Origin of the sequence: Rhizobium sp. 57MFTsu3.2, assembly GCF_012932765.1 — a bacterium.
Taxonomy (GTDB): Bacteria; Pseudomonadota; Alphaproteobacteria; order Rhizobiales; family Rhizobiaceae; genus Rhizobium; species Rhizobium altiplani.
Genome location: NZ_JDWI01000002.1, coordinates 68,589 through 86,871 on the forward strand (window position 1 = coordinate 68,589; position 18,283 = coordinate 86,871).

General features: G+C 60.2%; 15 protein-coding genes and 1 pseudogene. 10 read left to right on the forward strand and 6 right to left on the reverse strand.

Annotated elements, in window-relative coordinates:
* The first annotated feature begins 307 nt into the window (after nt 1-307).
* Both AF71_RS02835 and AF71_RS31285 read left to right on the forward strand, forming a co-directional pair.
* Nucleotides 308-1,357, forward strand: coding sequence for a LacI family DNA-binding transcriptional regulator (locus AF71_RS02835; RefSeq protein ID WP_246733568.1), 1,050 nt, complete (start codon nt 308-310; stop codon nt 1,355-1,357).
* Between the two features lie 78 nt (nt 1,358-1,435).
* Nucleotides 1,436-1,627, forward strand: coding sequence for a hypothetical protein (locus AF71_RS31285; protein ID WP_210258125.1), 192 nt, complete (start codon nt 1,436-1,438; stop codon nt 1,625-1,627).
* A 68-nt stretch (nt 1,628-1,695) separates the two neighbouring features.
* Here AF71_RS31285 and AF71_RS02845 read toward each other — a convergent pair whose 3' ends face one another.
* The 5 genes from AF71_RS02845 to AF71_RS02865 are packed head-to-tail and all read right to left on the reverse strand — an operon-like array spanning nt 1,696 to nt 6,606.
* On the reverse strand, nt 1,696-2,463 hold the full coding sequence (locus AF71_RS02845; RefSeq protein ID WP_169679744.1) for an ABC transporter permease: 768 nt from the start codon (nt 2,461-2,463) through the stop codon (nt 1,696-1,698).
* A 2-nt stretch (nt 2,464-2,465) separates the two neighbouring features.
* Nucleotides 2,466-3,284, reverse strand: a complete 819-nt coding sequence (locus AF71_RS02850) for an ABC transporter permease (RefSeq protein ID WP_169679747.1) — start codon at nt 3,282-3,284, stop codon at nt 2,466-2,468.
* Nucleotides 3,285-3,308: 24 nt separating this feature from the next.
* On the reverse strand, nt 3,309-4,385 hold the full coding sequence (locus AF71_RS02855; RefSeq protein ID WP_169679751.1) for an ABC transporter substrate-binding protein: 1,077 nt from the start codon (nt 4,383-4,385) through the stop codon (nt 3,309-3,311).
* 23 nt (nt 4,386-4,408) lie between these two features.
* Entirely contained in the window at nt 4,409-5,239 is an 831-nt protein-coding gene (locus AF71_RS02860; RefSeq protein WP_169679753.1) for an ABC transporter ATP-binding protein, read from the reverse strand.
* A gap of 11 nt (nt 5,240-5,250) precedes the next feature.
* Complete coding sequence (locus tag AF71_RS02865; protein ID WP_169679755.1) at nt 5,251-6,606, reverse strand: LLM class flavin-dependent oxidoreductase; 1,356 nt, start codon at nt 6,604-6,606, stop codon at nt 5,251-5,253.
* A gap of 262 nt (nt 6,607-6,868) precedes the next feature.
* Between AF71_RS02865 and AF71_RS31475 the strand changes: the two are divergent.
* Nucleotides 6,869-7,005 (forward strand): annotated as a pseudogene (locus tag AF71_RS31475) (bifunctional O-acetylhomoserine aminocarboxypropyltransferase/cysteine synthase); the annotation flags it as partial.
* Between the two features lie 158 nt (nt 7,006-7,163).
* Here the strand turns inward: AF71_RS31475 and AF71_RS02875 are convergent.
* Complete coding sequence (locus tag AF71_RS02875; protein WP_025658523.1) at nt 7,164-8,192, reverse strand: LacI family DNA-binding transcriptional regulator; 1,029 nt, start codon at nt 8,190-8,192, stop codon at nt 7,164-7,166.
* A gap of 182 nt (nt 8,193-8,374) precedes the next feature.
* Between AF71_RS02875 and AF71_RS02880 the strand changes: the two genes are divergently transcribed.
* The 7 genes from AF71_RS02880 (at nt 8,375) to AF71_RS02910 (ending at nt 18,196) form a co-directional block, all read left to right on the forward strand.
* Complete coding sequence (locus AF71_RS02880; protein ID WP_169679757.1) at nt 8,375-10,300, forward strand: ABC transporter substrate-binding protein; 1,926 nt, start codon at nt 8,375-8,377, stop codon at nt 10,298-10,300.
* Nucleotides 10,301-10,394: 94 nt separating this feature from the next.
* Nucleotides 10,395-12,503, forward strand: a complete 2,109-nt coding sequence (locus AF71_RS02885; protein ID WP_169679759.1) for an alpha-amylase family protein — start codon at nt 10,395-10,397, stop codon at nt 12,501-12,503.
* A 102-nt stretch (nt 12,504-12,605) separates the two neighbouring features.
* Entirely contained in the window at nt 12,606-13,592 is a 987-nt protein-coding gene (locus AF71_RS02890) for an ABC transporter permease (protein ID WP_018855635.1), read from the forward strand.
* A 10-nt stretch (nt 13,593-13,602) separates the two neighbouring features.
* Nucleotides 13,603-14,793 (forward strand): ABC transporter permease, encoded by a 1,191-nt coding sequence (locus tag AF71_RS02895; RefSeq protein ID WP_169679762.1) that lies wholly within the window; start codon nt 13,603-13,605, stop codon nt 14,791-14,793.
* 10 nt (nt 14,794-14,803) lie between these two features.
* Nucleotides 14,804-16,513 (forward strand): ABC transporter ATP-binding protein, encoded by a 1,710-nt coding sequence (locus tag AF71_RS02900; protein ID WP_169679764.1) that lies wholly within the window; start codon nt 14,804-14,806, stop codon nt 16,511-16,513.
* A gap of 10 nt (nt 16,514-16,523) precedes the next feature.
* On the forward strand, nt 16,524-17,324 hold the full coding sequence (otnI, locus tag AF71_RS02905) for a 2-oxo-tetronate isomerase (protein WP_169679766.1): 801 nt from the start codon (nt 16,524-16,526) through the stop codon (nt 17,322-17,324).
* Nucleotides 17,321-18,196 carry a 2-hydroxy-3-oxopropionate reductase gene (locus AF71_RS02910; RefSeq protein WP_169679768.1) on the forward strand — a complete coding sequence of 292 codons (876 nt, stop codon included), beginning with the start codon at nt 17,321-17,323 and terminating at the stop codon, nt 18,194-18,196. The genes otnI and AF71_RS02910 overlap by 4 nt, the downstream gene beginning before the upstream one ends.
* Nucleotides 18,197-18,283: the final 87 nt, after the last annotated feature.

Consider the following 18,283-nt stretch of genomic DNA (forward strand, 5'->3'; position numbering starts at 1 on the left):
CAAGAATTTTAATTAGTAAATAGTATTATCAATGCAGATCAAAACATTTCATAGAATGGTAGCGGGAAATGCATTTTTGCGTTCGGATATCGCCACCAGCGGCTCACAAGTATGTCACTTCATGCGATTGCTAACGCGGACTGATCAGTGGTAATATTAATTACCAATGGTGAGCAAATGAACACCTTGACCAAATATGGGTAACGGACCTCCACGGATGCGAAAAACCAAGATCTTGGACGAACACGAGCCCGCGGCAAGGAAGCCTGCACGCAACCGAAAGGCCTCTCGCCCCGAGCGCGTGACAATGATGGATATTGCCAAGGCGGCCGGTTGCTCGCAGGCGGCCGTCTCCTTCGTGCTCAACAACACACCCGGCACCCGCATCTCGCAGTTGACCCGCGAGCGCGTGTTTGAGGCAGCGCGGGCACTTGGCTATATGGGAGCGACATATGCAACGCCGACCTCTTACTCAGGCCTGGACAATGTGATCGGGTTTGCCGTCGACCAGCTCGCGACCAGCCCGGAAGCGATCGTTGCGATTGAAGGCGCGCGGCAAGCCTCATGGAACGCCGGCAATGTCCTGTTGGTGACGCAAACGCTCAGCGATCCCGTCATGGAGCCGAAGGCCATAAAAGCGTTGACGAGCGGCGGCATATCGGCGCTCATCTACATGACGATCTATACGCGCGAGGTTGAGCTTCCCGCCTATTTTTACAAGCTCAACATCCCGACGGTGCTGCTCAACTGTTATACGGCGGATTACGCCTTCCCTTGCGTTGTGCCGAGCGAGATTGCGGGAGGACAGAGTTCCACCCGACATCTGATCGCCCATGGACACCATCGCATCGCCACGATCACCGGCGAAATCTGGATGCAGGCTGCGCAGGATCGTCTTACCGGATATCGCCGCGCGCTCGCGACAGCCGATATTCCCTTCGATCCCGAACTGGTCATCGAAGGCGACTGGTCGGCCAGCGCCGGCTATGCTGCGACAATGAAGCTGCTGGCTTTGAAGGAGCCACCAACAGCGATCTTCTGCCAGAATGACAGAACTGCGATCGGGTGCTACGAAGCCCTCAAGGATGCGGGTCTTCGCATTCCCCAGGACATGTCGGTTGTGGGTTACGACGACGAAGACATATCGCGACACCTCGTTCCCCCGCTGACGACGTCTGTCCTTCCCCATCTCGCCATGGGCCAATGGTCGATCGAACATCTCAATCCGGAAAGCCTTCCTGGCAAGAAGCGGTATCCGATTACGAAGCTAGAATGCTCTCTCGTCAAACGTCACTCTGTCGCGGCACCTCCGGTCAAAAGGCCAAAAATCCACCACAGCGAGCAAAATGCGCAATAGTGCGGTCGGCGGCGCAATCCTAGCAAATGTGATCAGACACCTTCACCCACTCACATAGGCTCCTCATCGAGGCGGTTATTGCGCGACGACAGCCGCGCAATCCCCCGGTTTGACCAACCCTTTAAAGTGGCGGGCGGTGAGGATGCCATCCATCTTCGCGACGAGTTCGACAGGCGCTTCGCCGGAACTGGCAAGTTCCTGTCCGGTTATGGACTGTCTGCCGGTCCCGGTCCGGATCCGGCTTCGCCGTTGCCGATCTCGACCGGTTGAAACAGGTTCCCAATCTCGTTGCCGCCGCCACCACTTAAGCCGTACACCAACATCGTCAGGTTTCCGGCTCAGGCCCGCCAGCGCAGCAGCCTGGCTTCTGCCGCACCGGCGAGCCTGTTGAGTGAAAACCCGACAAGGCCGAGAATGATGACCCCGACCATGACAAGTGCCATGTCGAAGCGCTCGCGTCCAGCAATGACCAGGCCGCCGATGCCTGGACCGACCGCAAGAAAATACTCCGCCCCGACGGTCGCCAGCCACGAATAGATGAGGCCGAGATGGATGCCGGTCGCAATCGCCGGGAGAGCTGAAGGCAGGTAGATCCTGGCAACGCGCTGCCAGGGTCGAAACCGCAGCGCCCGACCGACCTCCACCAGCTCTGAAGGCGCGTCCTTGATACCGTCATAGGTGTTGAGGGCGATGGGAATGAAAGCTGCAAGAGCGACAAAGACCACCTTCGCCTGCTCGCCGAAACCGAACCACACGGAAATGAGCGGTATCCAGGCAAGCAGAGAAATTTGCTTCAGGCCGTTGAAGGTCGGCATGACCAGCCTGTCTCCGATCCTCGTCACGGCAACGAGCGTGCCGAAACTGACGCCGAGGATGCAGCCAATCAGAAAACCTGCGATATTGCGCAACAGACTGGCTGTGAGCTGGCCCGTCAGACCATTGTCGATGATCTCGCGCTTGGCGGTCAGGACGACATCTTCGATCCCTGGCAGAAAGCGGGGATCAACGAGCCCGAGGCGGCTGGAGGCCTCCCACAGGGCGAGAAGAAGAAGAGGAAGGGTGAGGCCACGTCTGATACGGACAAGCCTCGTTGACGCTTCGGCCATCGTCAAAGTCCTTCTTTCTTCCAGCGCTGGATGAAGACCTCGGCGCCATTCAGGCCCTTGTCCATGGCAAAGCCTATGAGGCCGATCACGATCATCGCGATGATCACGGTATCAAGCCAGAACATCTGTCTTCCCCAAACGAGCAGGTAGCCGAGCCCTTCGGATGACGCCAGGAGCTCGACCCCGACAAGCGAAGTCCATGCGTGCGTAAGGCCATAGCGGATACCGGTAAAAATGGAAGGAATTGCGCCCGGCAGTACGATCAGGCGAAGCGTCTGCCACCGGCTGAAACGCAGTGCCTTGCCGACTTCCACGTATTTGCCGGGAACACTGCGGATGCCGGAGAAGGTATTGAGCGTGATCGGCACGAGAGCGCCCTTGGCGATGATGATGATCTTCAGTGTCTCCTCAATGCCGACCAGCAGCATCAGAAGCGGGATCCATCCAAGCGTCGGGATCTGTGCGAAGGCTAGGAATGTCGGCTTAATATAGTCTTCCAAGCGCGCAGACAGGCCCATGGCGATGCCGAGACCCAATCCCAACCCCGCGCCGATGGCGAAGCCGAAGACAACGCGGCGCAAGCTGACTGCGGCATGGTAAAGCAGCTCCCCGCTCATGATCATGTCACCGGCGGTCTGCAGTACATAGGACGGGGCCGGAAGGATCTGCTCTGGCAGCCAGCCTCTCGCGGAGGCGAGCCACCAGAGGGCAATCAACAACACGGGAAGAAGCAAGGCCGAGAGCGAAGAGAACCGTCCCTTGAAAAACCTGCGCCCGTTCGGGATGCCGTCATCACCGGCGATTTCAAGAGGGATTGCCATCAGCCTGCTGCTCCAATGCTCTGCTTACGAGGCGACCGGCTTGCCGTCAGCGCCATAGGCTTGCCAGAAGTGCTGCAGGTTGAGCCGTTCAATGGCGCTTTTGAGGTAGCGAGGCTCGAACCAGCCCTCAAGATCGACATCACGGCGGATGAGGCCGAATTCCTTGCTCTTCGCCGCCTGCTCCTTGTACTGCGACACAAGCAGGTCATCGATCAGCGGCGAGTTGCGGTAGGCGAGCGTGTCACCCTTGAAGTACTCCTCCAGAATTGGAACTGGCGTTCCCGACTTGTGCCACAGCTCGAGAAGTGCGGTGCGGTTCGGCTCGTCCGACGACCATTGCGCCGCCTTGACGAAAGCATCGACGACCCGCTGGGTTATGTCGGGATGGGCATCGATGAACGCCTGGCGGCCGATGACGCCGGCATTGCGGCCGAAGCGCGGATCGTCCCCCTTGGTGGTATAGATGATATCGGCTGCACCCTTGGTGGCGAGGTTGATCAGCTGTGTATCGCCGAATGCGGCGTCGATGTCCTTGCTGGTCAAAGCAGCAACCGTGCCTGCGCTGTCGAGATTGACGACCTGAACGTCGCGCTCCGTCAACCCATTAGCCTCCAGCACCTTGATGGCAGCCAGATGACCGTTCGTGCCGCGCTGGAGGGCTATCTTGCGGCCCTTCAGATCCGCGATAGATTTAATGCCGCTATCTTTGGCGACGGCGAGATAGAGCGGCTTTCTCGCTCCGCTTGCCAGGAGATACCTGGTCTTCAGCCCGTTGGCACGGCCGATCAACGAGGGAAGATCACCCTGGTAGGCGAAGTCGAGCTGATCATTCGCAAAGCCTTCGTTGACGGCAGGGCCTGCGCCCTTGAAGAAGGTCCATTCAATCTTGATGTCCGGATCCTTGGCAAATTCCTTCTCCAGAAATTCGCCCGCCCGGGCGGTCGCGGCAGACGTGCCTTCCGCGTAAGGACGATTGTCGACGCCAATGGCGGCATAGCCGACATGAATGACCAGCGGTTCCTCGGCGTGGACCGTGGCCGGGGCGGTCGCGAGCATCAGTGCGAGGCCGGCGACCACGCGTGGCAGAAATGCGCGTTTCATAGTTTCTCTCCGTTTTTTGAAGCTTATCTGGCGAGTGCGACTGCACGTTCGACGTGGCTGCCGTCATCGGCTGATTTCAACCCCTTGGGCTGCGTGCTTTCGCCCGTCGCATGAAGGCTCTTCAGGACCCGATCGCGCACGTTGGCAATATCGCTGGATGTACGCCGGCGTGGGCGCGCCAGCTTGACCGGAACCACTTCGCGGATGCGGCCAGGACGCGGCGACATGACGACGACGCGATCCCCGAGATAGACCGCCTCTTCCACGTCATGCGTCACCAAAACCATCGTGATGTTTTCCTTCGCCCAGATCTCCTGCAGCTCGTCCTGCAGGCGTGCCTTGGTGATGGCGTCGAGTGCCCCGAAAGGCTCGTCGAGCAGAAGGACGTTCGGCCGGCTGACCAGGCCACGGGCAATGCCGGTACGCTGCGCCATTCCCCCGGACAATTGATGCGGGTAGACATTGGAAAAACGGGAAAGTCCGACAAGCTCCAGATGTTCGCGCACAAGCTCGGCCTTTCGCGCCTTGGTCAGCTTGCTGTTCAGAAGGCCAAGAGAGACGTTTTTCTCGACCGTCAGCCAGGGGAAGAGGCGCGGTTCCTGGAAGACGATGCCCCGATGAAGGCTGGGTTCGACGACTTGCTCGTCCGCATGGCGGATGGTGCCGGATGTCGCGATATCCAGGCCTGCAAGGAGACGCAACAGCGTCGACTTTCCGCAGCCGCTGGCACCGACAACAGTGACAAACTCGCCCTGGGCAATATCCAGATTGATGTCGTCGAGCGCGATCAGCGGCTCCCCGTCGATCTGGAACTGCCGGGTTATGTGCTCGGCTGTGAGATGGGGGCGGTTCATGTCGATCACCCCTACTCTGCCGCGGCCTGAACGCGCGCCGGGTGCCGGGGTGTGCTAAGGGAAAGATTTTCGCGCAACGTCCTGCCCTGGTATTCGGTGCGGAACAATCCGCGGCGCCGCAGTTCCGGCAACACGAGCTCCACGAAGTCCCTTAGTCCGACGGGCAGATGCGGCGGCATAACATTGAAGCCGTCTGCCGCCCCGGTCGTGAACCAGTGCTCCATCTCATCCGCGATCCGGCTCGGCGTGCCGACGACCTGCCAATGGCCACGCGCGCCTGCGATCCTCAGATAGAGCTCGCGGATCGTCAGGTTTTCGCGCCTGGCAAGATCAAGAAGCAACTTTTGCCGGCTCTTGCTTGCGTTCGTGTCCGGGAGGTCCGGGATGGGACCGTCAAGAGGATATTTCGAGAGATCAACGCCACCGGTCATGCCGTTCAACATCGACAGGCCGACCACCGGATGTATGAGATCCTGAATTTCCTGGAATTTCGCCTCAGCCTCTGCCTGTGTCCGGCCGACGACCGGGAAGATCCCCGGCATGACCTTCAACTCTTCCGGCCCGCGTCCGTATTTGGCAAGTCGGTTCTTGAGATCCTTATAGAAGCCGCGAGCATCCTCGATTGTCTGATGCGCGGTGAAGACAACCTCTGCGGTACGCGCGGCAAGCTCCTTGCCCGGTTCCGACGAGCCTGCCTGTACGAGCACCGGCTGACCCTGAGGCGCACGGGCGACGTTCAGTGGCCCGCGAACCTTGAAGAATTTGCCCTTGTGATTGAGGATATGCTGCTTGTCCGGATCGAAGTAGATGCCGCTTTCCTTGTCGCGCAGGAATGCGTCGTCCTCCCAGGTGTCCCACAGTCCGCGCACGACATCGGCAAACTCTTCGGCCCGCTCGTATCGCTCCGCATGTGCATAGTGCTCATCACGACCAAAATTATGCGCTTCGTGCTCGCTGGACGAAGTGACCAGGTTCCAGCCCGCTCGGCCGCCGCTGATGTGATCGAGCGAGGCGAATTTCCGCGCGATATGGTAGGGCTCGTTGTATGAGGTGGAAGCTGTGGCGACGAATCCGATGTGCTTGGTCACCGCCGCCAGAGCCGACAGCAAGGTAATCGGCTCGAACTGCGCCACATAGCGGACAGCTGTCCTGCTCAATGCCTCTATGTCCGTCCCGCGCGTTCCAACGCCGTCAGCCATGAAAATGAGATCGAATTTCGCCGCTTCAGCCAGCTGCGCAAGCTCGATATAGTGAGCAATATTGGAACCGGCGTCCGCCTGCGCCTCTGGGTGCCGCCACGCAGCCACGTGATGGCCCGTCGGATAGAGGAAGGCGCCAAGTTTGAGCTGTGGTCGCGCGGCACTCATGTGTGTCTCCTTGGTGAGGGAGACGATAGGCTAGCAGCAACAATTAATATCTATAGAAATAGTATTCTATTTCCTGTGTCGATGCGAGATTTTTGCCGCGGGCAATGGCGCCTTTTGAATGACGATGTTCTGCCGTCGCACCGGTCGGAAAGATATTGCGTCGATAGCGCCGCTGGCGCAATTGTCGCCTTCGAAAAGAACTTCTCTACGTAAAATCAATCAGATATTTCGGGACCTGAAAAGCCAGCCAGCGGCGAGAGGGGCGCAGAAGTACCTGCGCCTGGGCCATTGCGGCGCTCTCGTGGACTTCGAGTTGACGCACGGCCGCGAGGCCGGCCGCCGCTTCATTGACAGCCTTCAACTGCTCTATCCCGTCGCCGATACGGTGACGCGCGCGCTTTTTTGCGACAGGGACCGGGGCTATTTCCGTGCTCGGCAGGTTCGTCCATGAACCATCAGCGATCTATAGGAGGTGGCGTCCCTGCCCCTGGACAGATCCGGACCAGCATCCATTTTTGCACCTGAGGTGCAAATGCGATGGCTTGGAAGCCGGTCGTTTAGCGTGACGACTTCGCAGTATCTTCCGAAATGCGCATGTCCTTGCAGGGACCGGCCGAGCGGCGCTCGATAATGCGCGAGGCGATATTGATGCGGCGAGCGGGGTCGCCTGGTCGCCGCGGCGTCTCGATGCGCTCAAGCAGGAGGCGCAGGCCGACCGCCCCGCACTCCTGACCCTCCATTCGCACGGTGGTTAGCGGCGGCGAGATTTGTGTTGCCGGGGAAAAGTCACCGAAACCGACGACAGAGACGTCGTCGGGAATGCGATAACCTTGACCGAGCAATTCGGAGACAACGGTCAGGGCAAGACCGTCATGGGCACAGAAAAACGCCGTCGGCCGCACGCCGCTCTCCTTCAGCGCGCGAAAAGCATCGGCGAAGGCTCCCTGTTCGTCGAACTGCATCACATGAAGCGCGACGTCGGGATGACTTTCGGCGATCTCGCGAGCGCCATAGAAGCGCTCACGGCGTCCCCTGTATCCGGGCGCACCGGACACGTAGGCAATCGAGCGATGGCCGAGATTGATCAGATACTGAATGACCGCCTGGCCTGCCTCATGGTCCGTGCCAGTGATCTGATCGGCCTGCTCCAACGGGTCGATCCAGCCGAACCGGACGATCGGAATGCCGGTCGCCGTGGCAGCCGCAATCGCCTCGCGATCATGGGGGCCGACGAGAAGCAGCCCGGCGCAGGCAAGGGCCAGATCTTCCAACTGACGAGCGCTATGCGTCCAGTGCACGCGCAAACCCATGCCGAGCCTTTGGGCTTCGCCCTGCATTCCATTCTGGACCTGCATGTAGAGCTCGCTGTTGACTGGATCGAGATCGTGAAAAACAACGGCGATATCGTTGGAACCCGCCTGGGCCGCCGGTTTGGCATAGCCAAGACGTACGGCCATCTCGCGAATGCGCTCGCGCGTTTCCTCGCTGACGCCGCTCTTGCCCGCCAGTGAACGCGAGACCGCATATTTCGAGAGGCCTACCTCCCGCGCGATCGTCTGCAACGTCACTCGTCCCCTGCTCCCCACTCCGCACCTCTGCGTTGTCGTTCCATCTTCGCTTCGCCTACACTGCCTCAGCTGAAAAAGCAAACTGCATCGATAACGAAACATAACGCTTTACCTAACAGTATCCAAGTGTAACCTTCCCGTCATCCAAGCCTGGGAGCAGAACAACAATAAAGGGGCGCGGATCTTTGGAGGAGATATCCATGATCAAGCTGAAACGTCGTGCGTTTCTGGCCGGGACCTCGGCCGTTCTGATTTTGCCTGCACTGCCGGCGCTTGCGACCGGCTACACGGAAGCGGACGTCCTCAAGGAAAAGGTTTCGAGCGGCGCGCTGCCACCGGTCACGGATCGGCTGCCGGCAAACCCGCTCGTCGTCAAACCGGTAGAAAGTGTCGGAAAATACGGCGGCGACTGGAATATGGCACTGGTCGGCGGCGGATCGCTCTCCATGCTCTTCCGCTATCAGGCCTATGAGCCGCTGCTTCGTTATACGCCGGATTGGTCAGGCGTCACCCTCAACGTCGCGGAAGCCTTCGATGGCGATGCCGAATCCAAGGTCTATACGATTCGCCTTCGCAAGGGCATGAAGTGGTCGGATGGCCAGCCCTATACGACGGCCGACGTCAAGTTCTGGTATGATACAGTCCTGACGGACAAGCGCGTCGCCGTTACCAGCCAGGGCCACTGGAAGACAGCCGGCAAGCCGGCCAAGCTTGAAGTGGTCGACGAACAGACCTTCAAGGTGATCTTCGAAAAACCTAACGGTATGTTTCCGCTCCAGGTGGCCTGGGCCAACAACGACCACACGACCCGCTGTCCGAAACACTATCTCGAACAGTTCCATATTGACTACAATCCGAAGGCCGACGAACTCGCCAAGCAACGCGGTTTCGAAAGCTGGATCGCAGCCTTCCAGGCGGCGTCCGGGTTTCAGGATGACAACGCATTCTTCCTCAATTCCTCGAAGAAGCCCTGCCTCAACGCCTGGATGTTCACAACCGCGCCCGGCGAAAATACCGAACGCGTCATTGCCGAACGCAACCCCTTCTATTGGAAGGTCGATACCGCGGGCAATCAACTGCCCTATATGGACCGGATCGTCTACCAGATGGTGGCGGATCCGCAGGTATTGCTTCTCAAGGCCATGCAGGGCGAGATTGACCTGATGGACCAGTATATCGCGACGCCGAATAATAAATCGGTGCTTTACGATGCCCGTGAGCAGGGCGGCTACGACTTCTACACGCTTTCCTCGACAGAGGCCAACGTGATGAACTTCATCTTCAACCTGAACCATAACGACGCGACCAAACGGAAGCTTTTCCGGAACAAGGACTTCCGCGCGGCTCTTTCGACAGCGCTTGATCGCCAGACGCTGATCGATGCAGTCCTCGTCGGCCAGGGCGTGCCGGCCCAGCCCTCGATCAAGCAGGGAGATCCGCTCTATAACGAGCAGCTCGCCACGCAGTTCACCTCGTATGATGTCGACAAGGCGAATGCCATGCTCGACCAGATCATACCGAAGCGCGATGACCAGAACTTCAGGTTGGACGACCAGGGTCGGCGCCTGACGATCATCTTCGAGATCGACCAGGCTCGTGCGATCTTCCTCGATCTCTTCCAGTTGGTCATCCCGATGTTCCAGGCAGTCGGTATTGATGCGCAGATGCGCACGATGGACCGGTCGCTTTGGGAAACACGCGTCCGCCAGGGCCGCGATTTCGATGCCACGGCCCACCAATTCGGCGCCAATGGCGGTGTCGCCGCAATGCTCGACCCGCGCTACTACGTGCCGACGGATTCAAACGCGATGTATGCCCCGGCCTGGCAGCTCTGGTATCTCGACCGAAACAATGAAAATGCGGAAGAACCGCCGGAAGAGACCAGGAAGCTGCTCGAGCTTTACGACAAGCTGAAGGCGACCGCCGACCCCGCAGGTCAGCAGGAAGTCATGAAGAAGATCCTGCAGGGTGCTGCCGACAACTTCTACGTCTTCGGTATTTCGCAGCCCCCGGACGGCTACGGCATCGTCAAAAACAACATGAAGAATATCACGCGGACCATGCCGAATTCCTTCGGTTGGCCCACACCCGCTCCCACCATGCCGGAGCAATTCTACAAGGCCTGACGGTCTTTCAGGATCAGACATGTATCCGACGCCGGCCGGCCTGGGCCGGCGGCAGATCCCTCGTTGACTTTTTGCCAAACGATTGGATGAACCGATGCTCGACGCCAGAAGACAAAACACCGGAACGCTCCGGACACCGGACTGGTTCAAGGACGCGACCCGCTGGACCCAGCTGACCTTCGTCGAGGACGACCCGGAGAAGTACGACCCCGCCTTCTGGGTCGACGTCTTCAAGCGCACGAGATCCAATGCAGTCTGCCTTAGCGCCGGCGGCTACATCGCCTACTATCCGAGCGAAGTGCCCTATCACTATGTCAGCAAATATCTCGGCGACAAGGATATCTTCGGCGCGCTCGTCGATGCGGCCCGCAAGCTCGACATGCATGTCATGGCTCGTGTCGACCCACACGCAATCCATGACGATGCCGCCAGGGCCCATCCGGAATGGGTGATGATAAATGCCGACGGGACACCGCGCCGCCATTGGGCCTATCCCGATGTCTGGGTGACCAATGCCTATGGCGACTACAATACCGTCTTCATGCCCGAGGTCGTCAAGGAGATCGTCCGCAAATACGATATTGATGCGGTCTTTGCCAATCGCTGGCAGGGGCATGGCGTCGACTATAGCGAAGACAGTGCCCGCCGCTTCAAGGACATGTTCGGCCATGACCTGCCAAAAAAATCGGATGCGGAAGATCCGGCTTGGCAGGCCTGGGTACAGTGGCGCCGCCGGGTCCTCACCGACATGATCGCCCAATGGGACGATGCGGTAAAGGCGATCCGCCCGCATGCGAGCTTCATTCCGAACATGGGCGGTGCTTCGCTGATGGAATTCGACCTGTCGGTCATTGCCCGCCATTGCCCCTTCCTCGTTGTTGACCACCAGGGCCGCAAGGGCCTGGAACTCGGCTGGTCGGCCGGACGCAACGGCAAGCGCATCCGCGCCACCTTTCCGGATCGTCCTGTCGTCCTCATCACCTCGATCGGTCCGGAGGAGGAATATCGCTGGAAGGATGCCGTCACGTCCGGCGAGGAGATGCAGCTCTGGATCAATGACGGCACAGCGCATGGCCTCTATGCCTGGTTCACCAAGTTCAACGGGGTGGTCCCGGACGAGCGCTGGGTCGAGCCTGTCGCCGACGCCTTCGCCCTGCAGGCGGCAGTCGAGCCGGTGCTCGAAAGCATGAAGCCCGCCGCCGAAATCGCCGTCATCGACCCCTCCACGACGTTGCGCCACTGGGCACCGGAGGAGCGGCCCAACGCCGAAAAGCACGATCTCGGCTTCTACCACGCCCTGGTCGAGGCCCGCCTGCCCTTCGAGCTTCTCTCGGACCAGGTTCTGACGAAGGAAAATCTCGACCGTTTCAAGCTCATTATCCTCGCCAACGCCTCCTGCCTGTCGGACGAGCAGAACGCTGCGATCCGCGCCTATGCCGAACGCGGCGGCAGCGTGATCGCTTCCTACGAGACCTCGCTGCGCGACGAAACCGGCAGGCAGCGCCAGGAATTCGGTCTCTCCGAGTTGTTCGGCGCCAAATTCGTCTCCGGACCGCGTGGCATCGTCAAGAACACTTATGTGGCTCTCTCCGGTGATCATCCGATCAACGAAGGCTACGAAGGCGCCGAACGCATCATGGGCGGTACACGGCTTCTCCACGTCGAGGCCACGAACGGCTCCAAGACCCCGTTCCTCTACGTGCCCGACTTCCCGGATCTGCCGATGGAAGAAGTCTATCCGCGCAAGGCGCCGGAGGGTGCCGCGGTCATTGCGCGCGAGACAGGCACGGGTGGCCGCGCAGTCTATATTCCCTGGAACATCGGCGAAATCTTCTGGGAGGTCTTTGCCGTTGACCATGCCCGGCTGATCTCCAATGCCGTCCACTGGGCACTCGGCAAGACGCCGCGCGTCACTGTCATGGGTCCTGGTGTCGTTGATCTGGCCCTTCGTGAAAATTCCGACGGCATCGCGCTTAGCCTCTTCAACCTCACCAATCCGATGATGATGAAGGGACCGATCCGCGAAAATTACCCTCTGGCGGCGCAGACCGTTTCGGTGGAAATTCCTGCCGGCAAGTCAGTGGCGCGCGCCTGGCTCGTCGTTGCCGACCGTGCCGCAAACGTCAGCGTCAAGGATGGCCGTGCACAGGTGGAGGTGCCGGGAATCGAGCGGCTGGAGGTGCTGCACCTCTCCTGGAAATGAGGTGCAGTGCGCAGAGGAGCGCTTTCGGCCGCTGCCGGCCGAGAGCGGATGAATATCCGACGAAGGCGCAGGGGCGCTCTCAACGGGAGGAGATACATTCCGATGCTTGGCTATATCTTCAGGCGCGTGCTCTACATGATACCGACCCTGTTCGGCATGTCGCTGATCTCGTTTCTGATCATCCAGCTACCGCCGGGTGACTATCTCACCTCGATGATCGCGACGATGAGTGACAGCGGCCAGGCTGTCGATCCGGCGCAGATCGAACGGTTGAAACAGATCTACGGCTTCGACGACCCCTTCTACGTCCAGTACCTGAAATGGATGTGGGGAATTGTCAGCCGCGGCGACTTCGGCTGGTCCTTTGAATGGAACCAGCCCGTCTCGGGCCTGATCTGGGCGCGCATGGGCTCAACGCTGGTCATCTCGCTGCTGAGCCTCCTCTTCGTCTGGATCGTATCACTGCCGATCGGAATCTATTCTGCCGTGCGCCGCCATTCCATCGGTGATCACGTCTTCACTTTTTTCGGCTTCATTGGCCTTGCCGTGCCAAACTTCATCCTGGCGCTGACGCTGATGTATATTGCCTACAAGTACCTTGGCCTGAGTGTTGGCGGGCTGGTCTCGCCCGAATATGCAGAAGCACCCTGGAACCTCGCCAAGATCGGCGATTTTCTCACCCATCTCTGGATTCCGATCATCATCATCGGCGCATCCGGAACGGCGGCGATGATTCGCATCCTGCGCGCCAACCTGACGGACGAACTGCACAAGCCTTACGTCATTACCGCCCGCGCCAAGGGCCTGCCGGAATACAAGGTCATCCTCAAATATCCCGTTCGCATCGCGCTCAACCCCTTCGTGTCGGCGATCGGTTGGGTGCTGCCGCATCTTGTCTCGGGCGTGACGATCACGGCTATCGTTCTCAACCTGCCGACCTCCGGCCCCCTGCTTTTCCGGGCGCTGGTCGCGCAGGACATGTACCTCGCCGGCAGCTTCATTCTGCTGCTCTCCGCGCTGACCCTCGTCGGCATGCTTTTGTCGGATCTGCTGCTTGCGCTGCTCGACCCGCGCATCCGGTTCGATTGAGGAGAGGCCGATGAGCACGCACGAAACGTTCGGAACCCATACCGGCCCTCTTCATATCGTTGCCGATGGTCCGTCGATCAGCCCACTGAAGCAGGGCAAGACGGTCTCGACCGCCGCAGTCGGTCCCTGGCGGTTGATCGCCGGCAAGCTGATCCGCCAGAAGGTGGCGATGGTCGCCGGCGTTATCATTCTCCTGCTTTATCTCGTCGGCCTCTTCGCCGAATTCCTGGCCCCCGGGCTGCCTTCGACCTCCAAGCCGCAATTTACCTATGCGCCGCCGCAGGGCCTGAGTTTCTTCGTGACCAGGCCCGACGGCAGCTCCGAGTTCAACTTTCATGTGAAGGGCTACAAGGTCGAGATCGACAAGGTGGCGCTCAGGCGCACCTTCGTCGTCGACGATACGAAGGTCGTGCCGATCGGCTTCTTCGTCAAAGGCCCGGCCTACAAGCTCTGGGGCCTCATCCCGATGAGCAGACGCCTGATCGGACCGATCAACCCGAACGATCCAATGTATCTCCTCGGCGCCGACCGCCTCGGCCGCGACGTGCTCTCGCGGCTGATCTACGGCACCCGCGTCTCCATGTCCATCGGGCTTGTCGGCGTTGCCATGTCGCTGATCCTGGGTGTCGTACTTGGCTCGATCTCCGGCTTCTTCGGTGGCTGGGTCGATACACTGATCCAGCGCATCATCGAGGTGGTAAGTGCCATGCCGACCATTCCGCTCTGGCTTGGGCTCGCGGCGGCGATCCCGCTGACATGGTCGCCGGTCAGTGTCTATTTCGTCATCACGATCATCGTCTCGCTGCTCGGCTGGACAAGCCTTGCCCGCGAAGTGCGCGGGCGTTTCCTGGCCCTGCGCAGCGAGGATTTCGTGACTGCGGCAAGGCTCGACGGATCAAGTGAAGCGCGGCTGATCTTCCGCCATATTCTGCCGTCGCTGACGAGCCATATCCTCGCCGTCGTGACGCTCGCCGTGCCGACGATGATCGTCGCGGAAACATCTCTCTCCTTCCTTGGCATCGGTCTGAAGCCGCCTGTGGTCAGCTGGGGCGTGCTGCTGCAGGACGCTCAAAATATCCGCACGGTCGCCACCGCACCCTGGCTGTTGATCTGGCCGTCGCTGGCAGTGGTCGTCGCAGTGCTCTCGTTCAACTTCTTTGGCGACGGCCTGCGCGACGCCGCCGACCCCTATGACAATTGAGGAGGAAGCAATGACCGACCTTCCCGATGACGTTGTCCTGTCCGTCGAAAATCTCTCGATCGATTTTCGGCTGCGCACCCATATCCTGCACGCCGTCGAAAATGTGAGCTTCCAGCTCAAGCGAGGCCAGACACTTTGCCTCGTTGGTGAAAGCGGCTCCGGCAAGAGTGTCACCGCCCGCTCGCTGCTGCAGATCGTCGACAGCCCCGGACGCGTCGTCGGCGGCCGGATCCTGCTTCGCAATGGCAGCGCCATCACCGATATCGCGACGCTTTCATCTGGCAGCAGCGCCATGCGGGCAATTCGCGGCCGACGCATCGGCCTGATCTTCCAGGAGCCGATGAGTTCCCTGTCACCGGTCCACACTATCGGCTCGCAGATCGTCGAAGCCGTACGCCTGCACAGCAACCTCGACAAGGCGGCGGCGCGCGCCCGTACAGTCGAACTCCTGCGCCAGGTCGAAATCCCGAATCCCGAAAAGATGGCCGATCGCTATACGTTTGAATTCTCGGGCGGCATGCGCCAGCGCGCCATGATCGCCATGGCACTTGCGGGCAATCCCGATATCCTGATCGCCGACGAGCCGACGACGGCGCTCGACGTCACAACCCAGGCTGAAATCCTCGATCTCATCAGGCGGCTGCAGGTGGAGCGTGGCATGGCGATGCTGCTTATCACCCATGACATGGGCGTGGTCGCCGAAGTCGCGGACGAGGTCGCTGTCATGCGTTTCGGAAAGATCGTCGAGCGCGGCCCGGTCGACCCGATCTACCACGCGGCCGAACATCCCTATACGCGCCAGCTCCTCGCCTCGACAGTCAAGCTCACCCATCACGTCGAAGGCAGGTCGCCAGCAATCGCGCTGTCGGCTGAGGCGCCGAAGCCGGTCCTTTCGGTGCGCAATCTCGGCAAGACTTTTGGCTGGCACGGCAACGCCAACACCCTTCGTGCCGTTGACGACGTCAATTTCGATCTCTATCCGGGCGAAAATCTCGGCATTGTCGGCGAAAGCGGCTCCGGCAAGACAACGCTCGGCCGGCTCATCCTGCGCACTGTCGAACCGACCACGGGCAGCGTCATCTACCGCGGCAAGGGCGGAGAGGAGGTCGAGGTCACGAAGCTCGGAAAGAAGGAACTGCGCGGGTTCCATCGCGAGGTACGGCTGGTCTTCCAGGACCCCTTCGCCTCGCTCAACCCGCGAATGACGGTAAAGGAGGTGATCGGCGATCCCCTCATCGTCAACGGGCTCGCCAAGGGCAAGGCGCTGGAACAACGGGTCGCCGAGCTCATGCGGCTCGTCGGTCTCGATCCATTGGGCATGGAGCGTTATCCGCATGCGTTCTCCGGCGGTCAGCGGCAGCGTATCGGCATTGCCCGCGCACTGGCGCTCGATCCGCGCATCATCATCGCCGACGAGGCGACATCGGCACTCGATGTCTCCATCCGCAGCCAGATCCTCGATCTGCTGCTCGATATCCGCCAGCGCCTGAATCTCAGCTTCATCTTCATCTCGCACGACATTTCCGTGGTTCGCTACTTCTGCGACCGCGTCGCCGTCATGCATCGCGGCAGGATCGTCGAACTCGGCGAAGCCGAGCAGATTTGTACCGCTCCGCGGGAAGCCTACACCAAGAGCCTCATCTCCGCCGTTCCCAATCCCGATCCGCGCGACAAGCGCATGTTGCGCCGGCATCGTTTCATCGCGCCTGCCAATGCATAAGGACCTTCCAGTGCCGAAATTCTCCGCCAATCTCTCCTTTCTTTACCAGGAACTTCCCTTCCTCGACCGCTTTGCCGCCGCCGAAAAAGACGGATTCTGCGCGCTCGAATATCTCGGTCCCTACGCCGAGCCGAAGGAGAAGGTCGCAGACGCCCTGAAGGCAAGCGGTCTGAAGCAGGCGCTCTTCAACGTGCCCTCCGGCGACTGGGCTGGCGGCGAGCGCGGCATTGCCTGCCTGCCTGATCGCATCGACGAATTCCGCAACGGCGTCACGCTCGCACTCGACTATGCCAAGGCCCTCGACTGCCCGCAAGTCAACGTCATCTCCGGTCTCGTGCCGAAGGGCGCCGATCCCCAAGTGCTGGAGAGGGTTCTGGTCGACAATCTGAAATATGCTGCCGCACGCGCCGCTGATGTCGGCGTGAAGCTGCTGATCGAGCCGATCAACTTGCGCGACATTCCCGACTTCTTCCTGTCGACGACGGAACATGCCGAACGGATCCTCGACAAGGTCGGCTCCGGTAATCTCTACATCCAGTACGATTTCTACCACATGCAGATCATGCAGGGTGACCTGATCCCGACCTTCACGCGCCTGCGCGACAGGATCGCGCATGTCCAGATCGCCGACAATCCCGGCCGCAACGAACCGGGCAGCGGGGAGATCAACTACCGTTTCATCTTCTCTGAACTCGACCGCCTTGGCTACGACGGTTGGGTCGGCTGCGAATACAAGCCGAAGGCGACCACCAGCGAAGGCCTCGGCTGGATGAAACCCTATCTCGAGTCAGCCGAAGTGGACATGATATGAATATCGGATTTATCGGACTGGGTGTCATGGGCCGCCCGATGGCGGAGCACCTGATCGATGCCGGCCATACGCTGCATCTGAGCCGAGTAAAGGAAAACTCCCAGCAGCTCGTCGCCAGGGGTGGCAAGTCCGCAGCCAGCGCAAAGGCGGTGGCGGAAGCCTCCGACATCGTCATCCTCATGCTGCCGGATACGCCCGATGTTGAGGCGGTGCTTTTCGGTCCAGACGGCGTGGCATCAGGCCTGACCGAGGGCAAACTCGTCATCGACATGAGCTCGATCTCGCCGGTGGCCACCAAGGCTTTTGCCCGTCGCATCGAGGCACTCGGCTGCGACTATCTCGATGCGCCCGTTTCAGGCGGCGAAGTCGGCGCCAAGGCCGCCTCCCTGACGATCATGGTCGGGGGTAAGCAGCATGTCTTCGAGCGCGCTCGAACGCTGTTCGAGAAGATGGGCAAGAATATCACATTGATCGGTGGTGTCGGCGATGGCCAGACGGCCAAGGTCGCCAACCAGATCATCGTCGGGCTGACAATCGAGGCGGTTGCTGAAGCCCTGCTCTTTGCCCGGTCCGCCGGTGCCGATCCGGCCAAGGTTCGCTCCGCTCTGATGGGCGGCTTTGCTTCCTCACGTATCCTCGAGGTACATGGCGAACGCATGGTCACGGAAGCCTTCGAGCCGGGGTTCCGCATCCGTCTGCACCGCAAGGACTTGACACTGGCCGTCGACGCTGCCCGCGCCCTTGACCTCTCGCTACCGAACACCGCTGCAACGCAGCAACTGATGAACGCCGCGATTGCCAATGGCGACGGCGAGCGTGACCATTCCGCCCTCATCCGAACGCTGGATCTTCTTGCCGGAGGTCCGCGCTAAAGGAACCGCTCAAAACTAACCCCGGACATCATCGTCGTTTGCCCTGACTGGAGCAGGTCTCCGGACGCCGAAGGCATGTCCGGACGT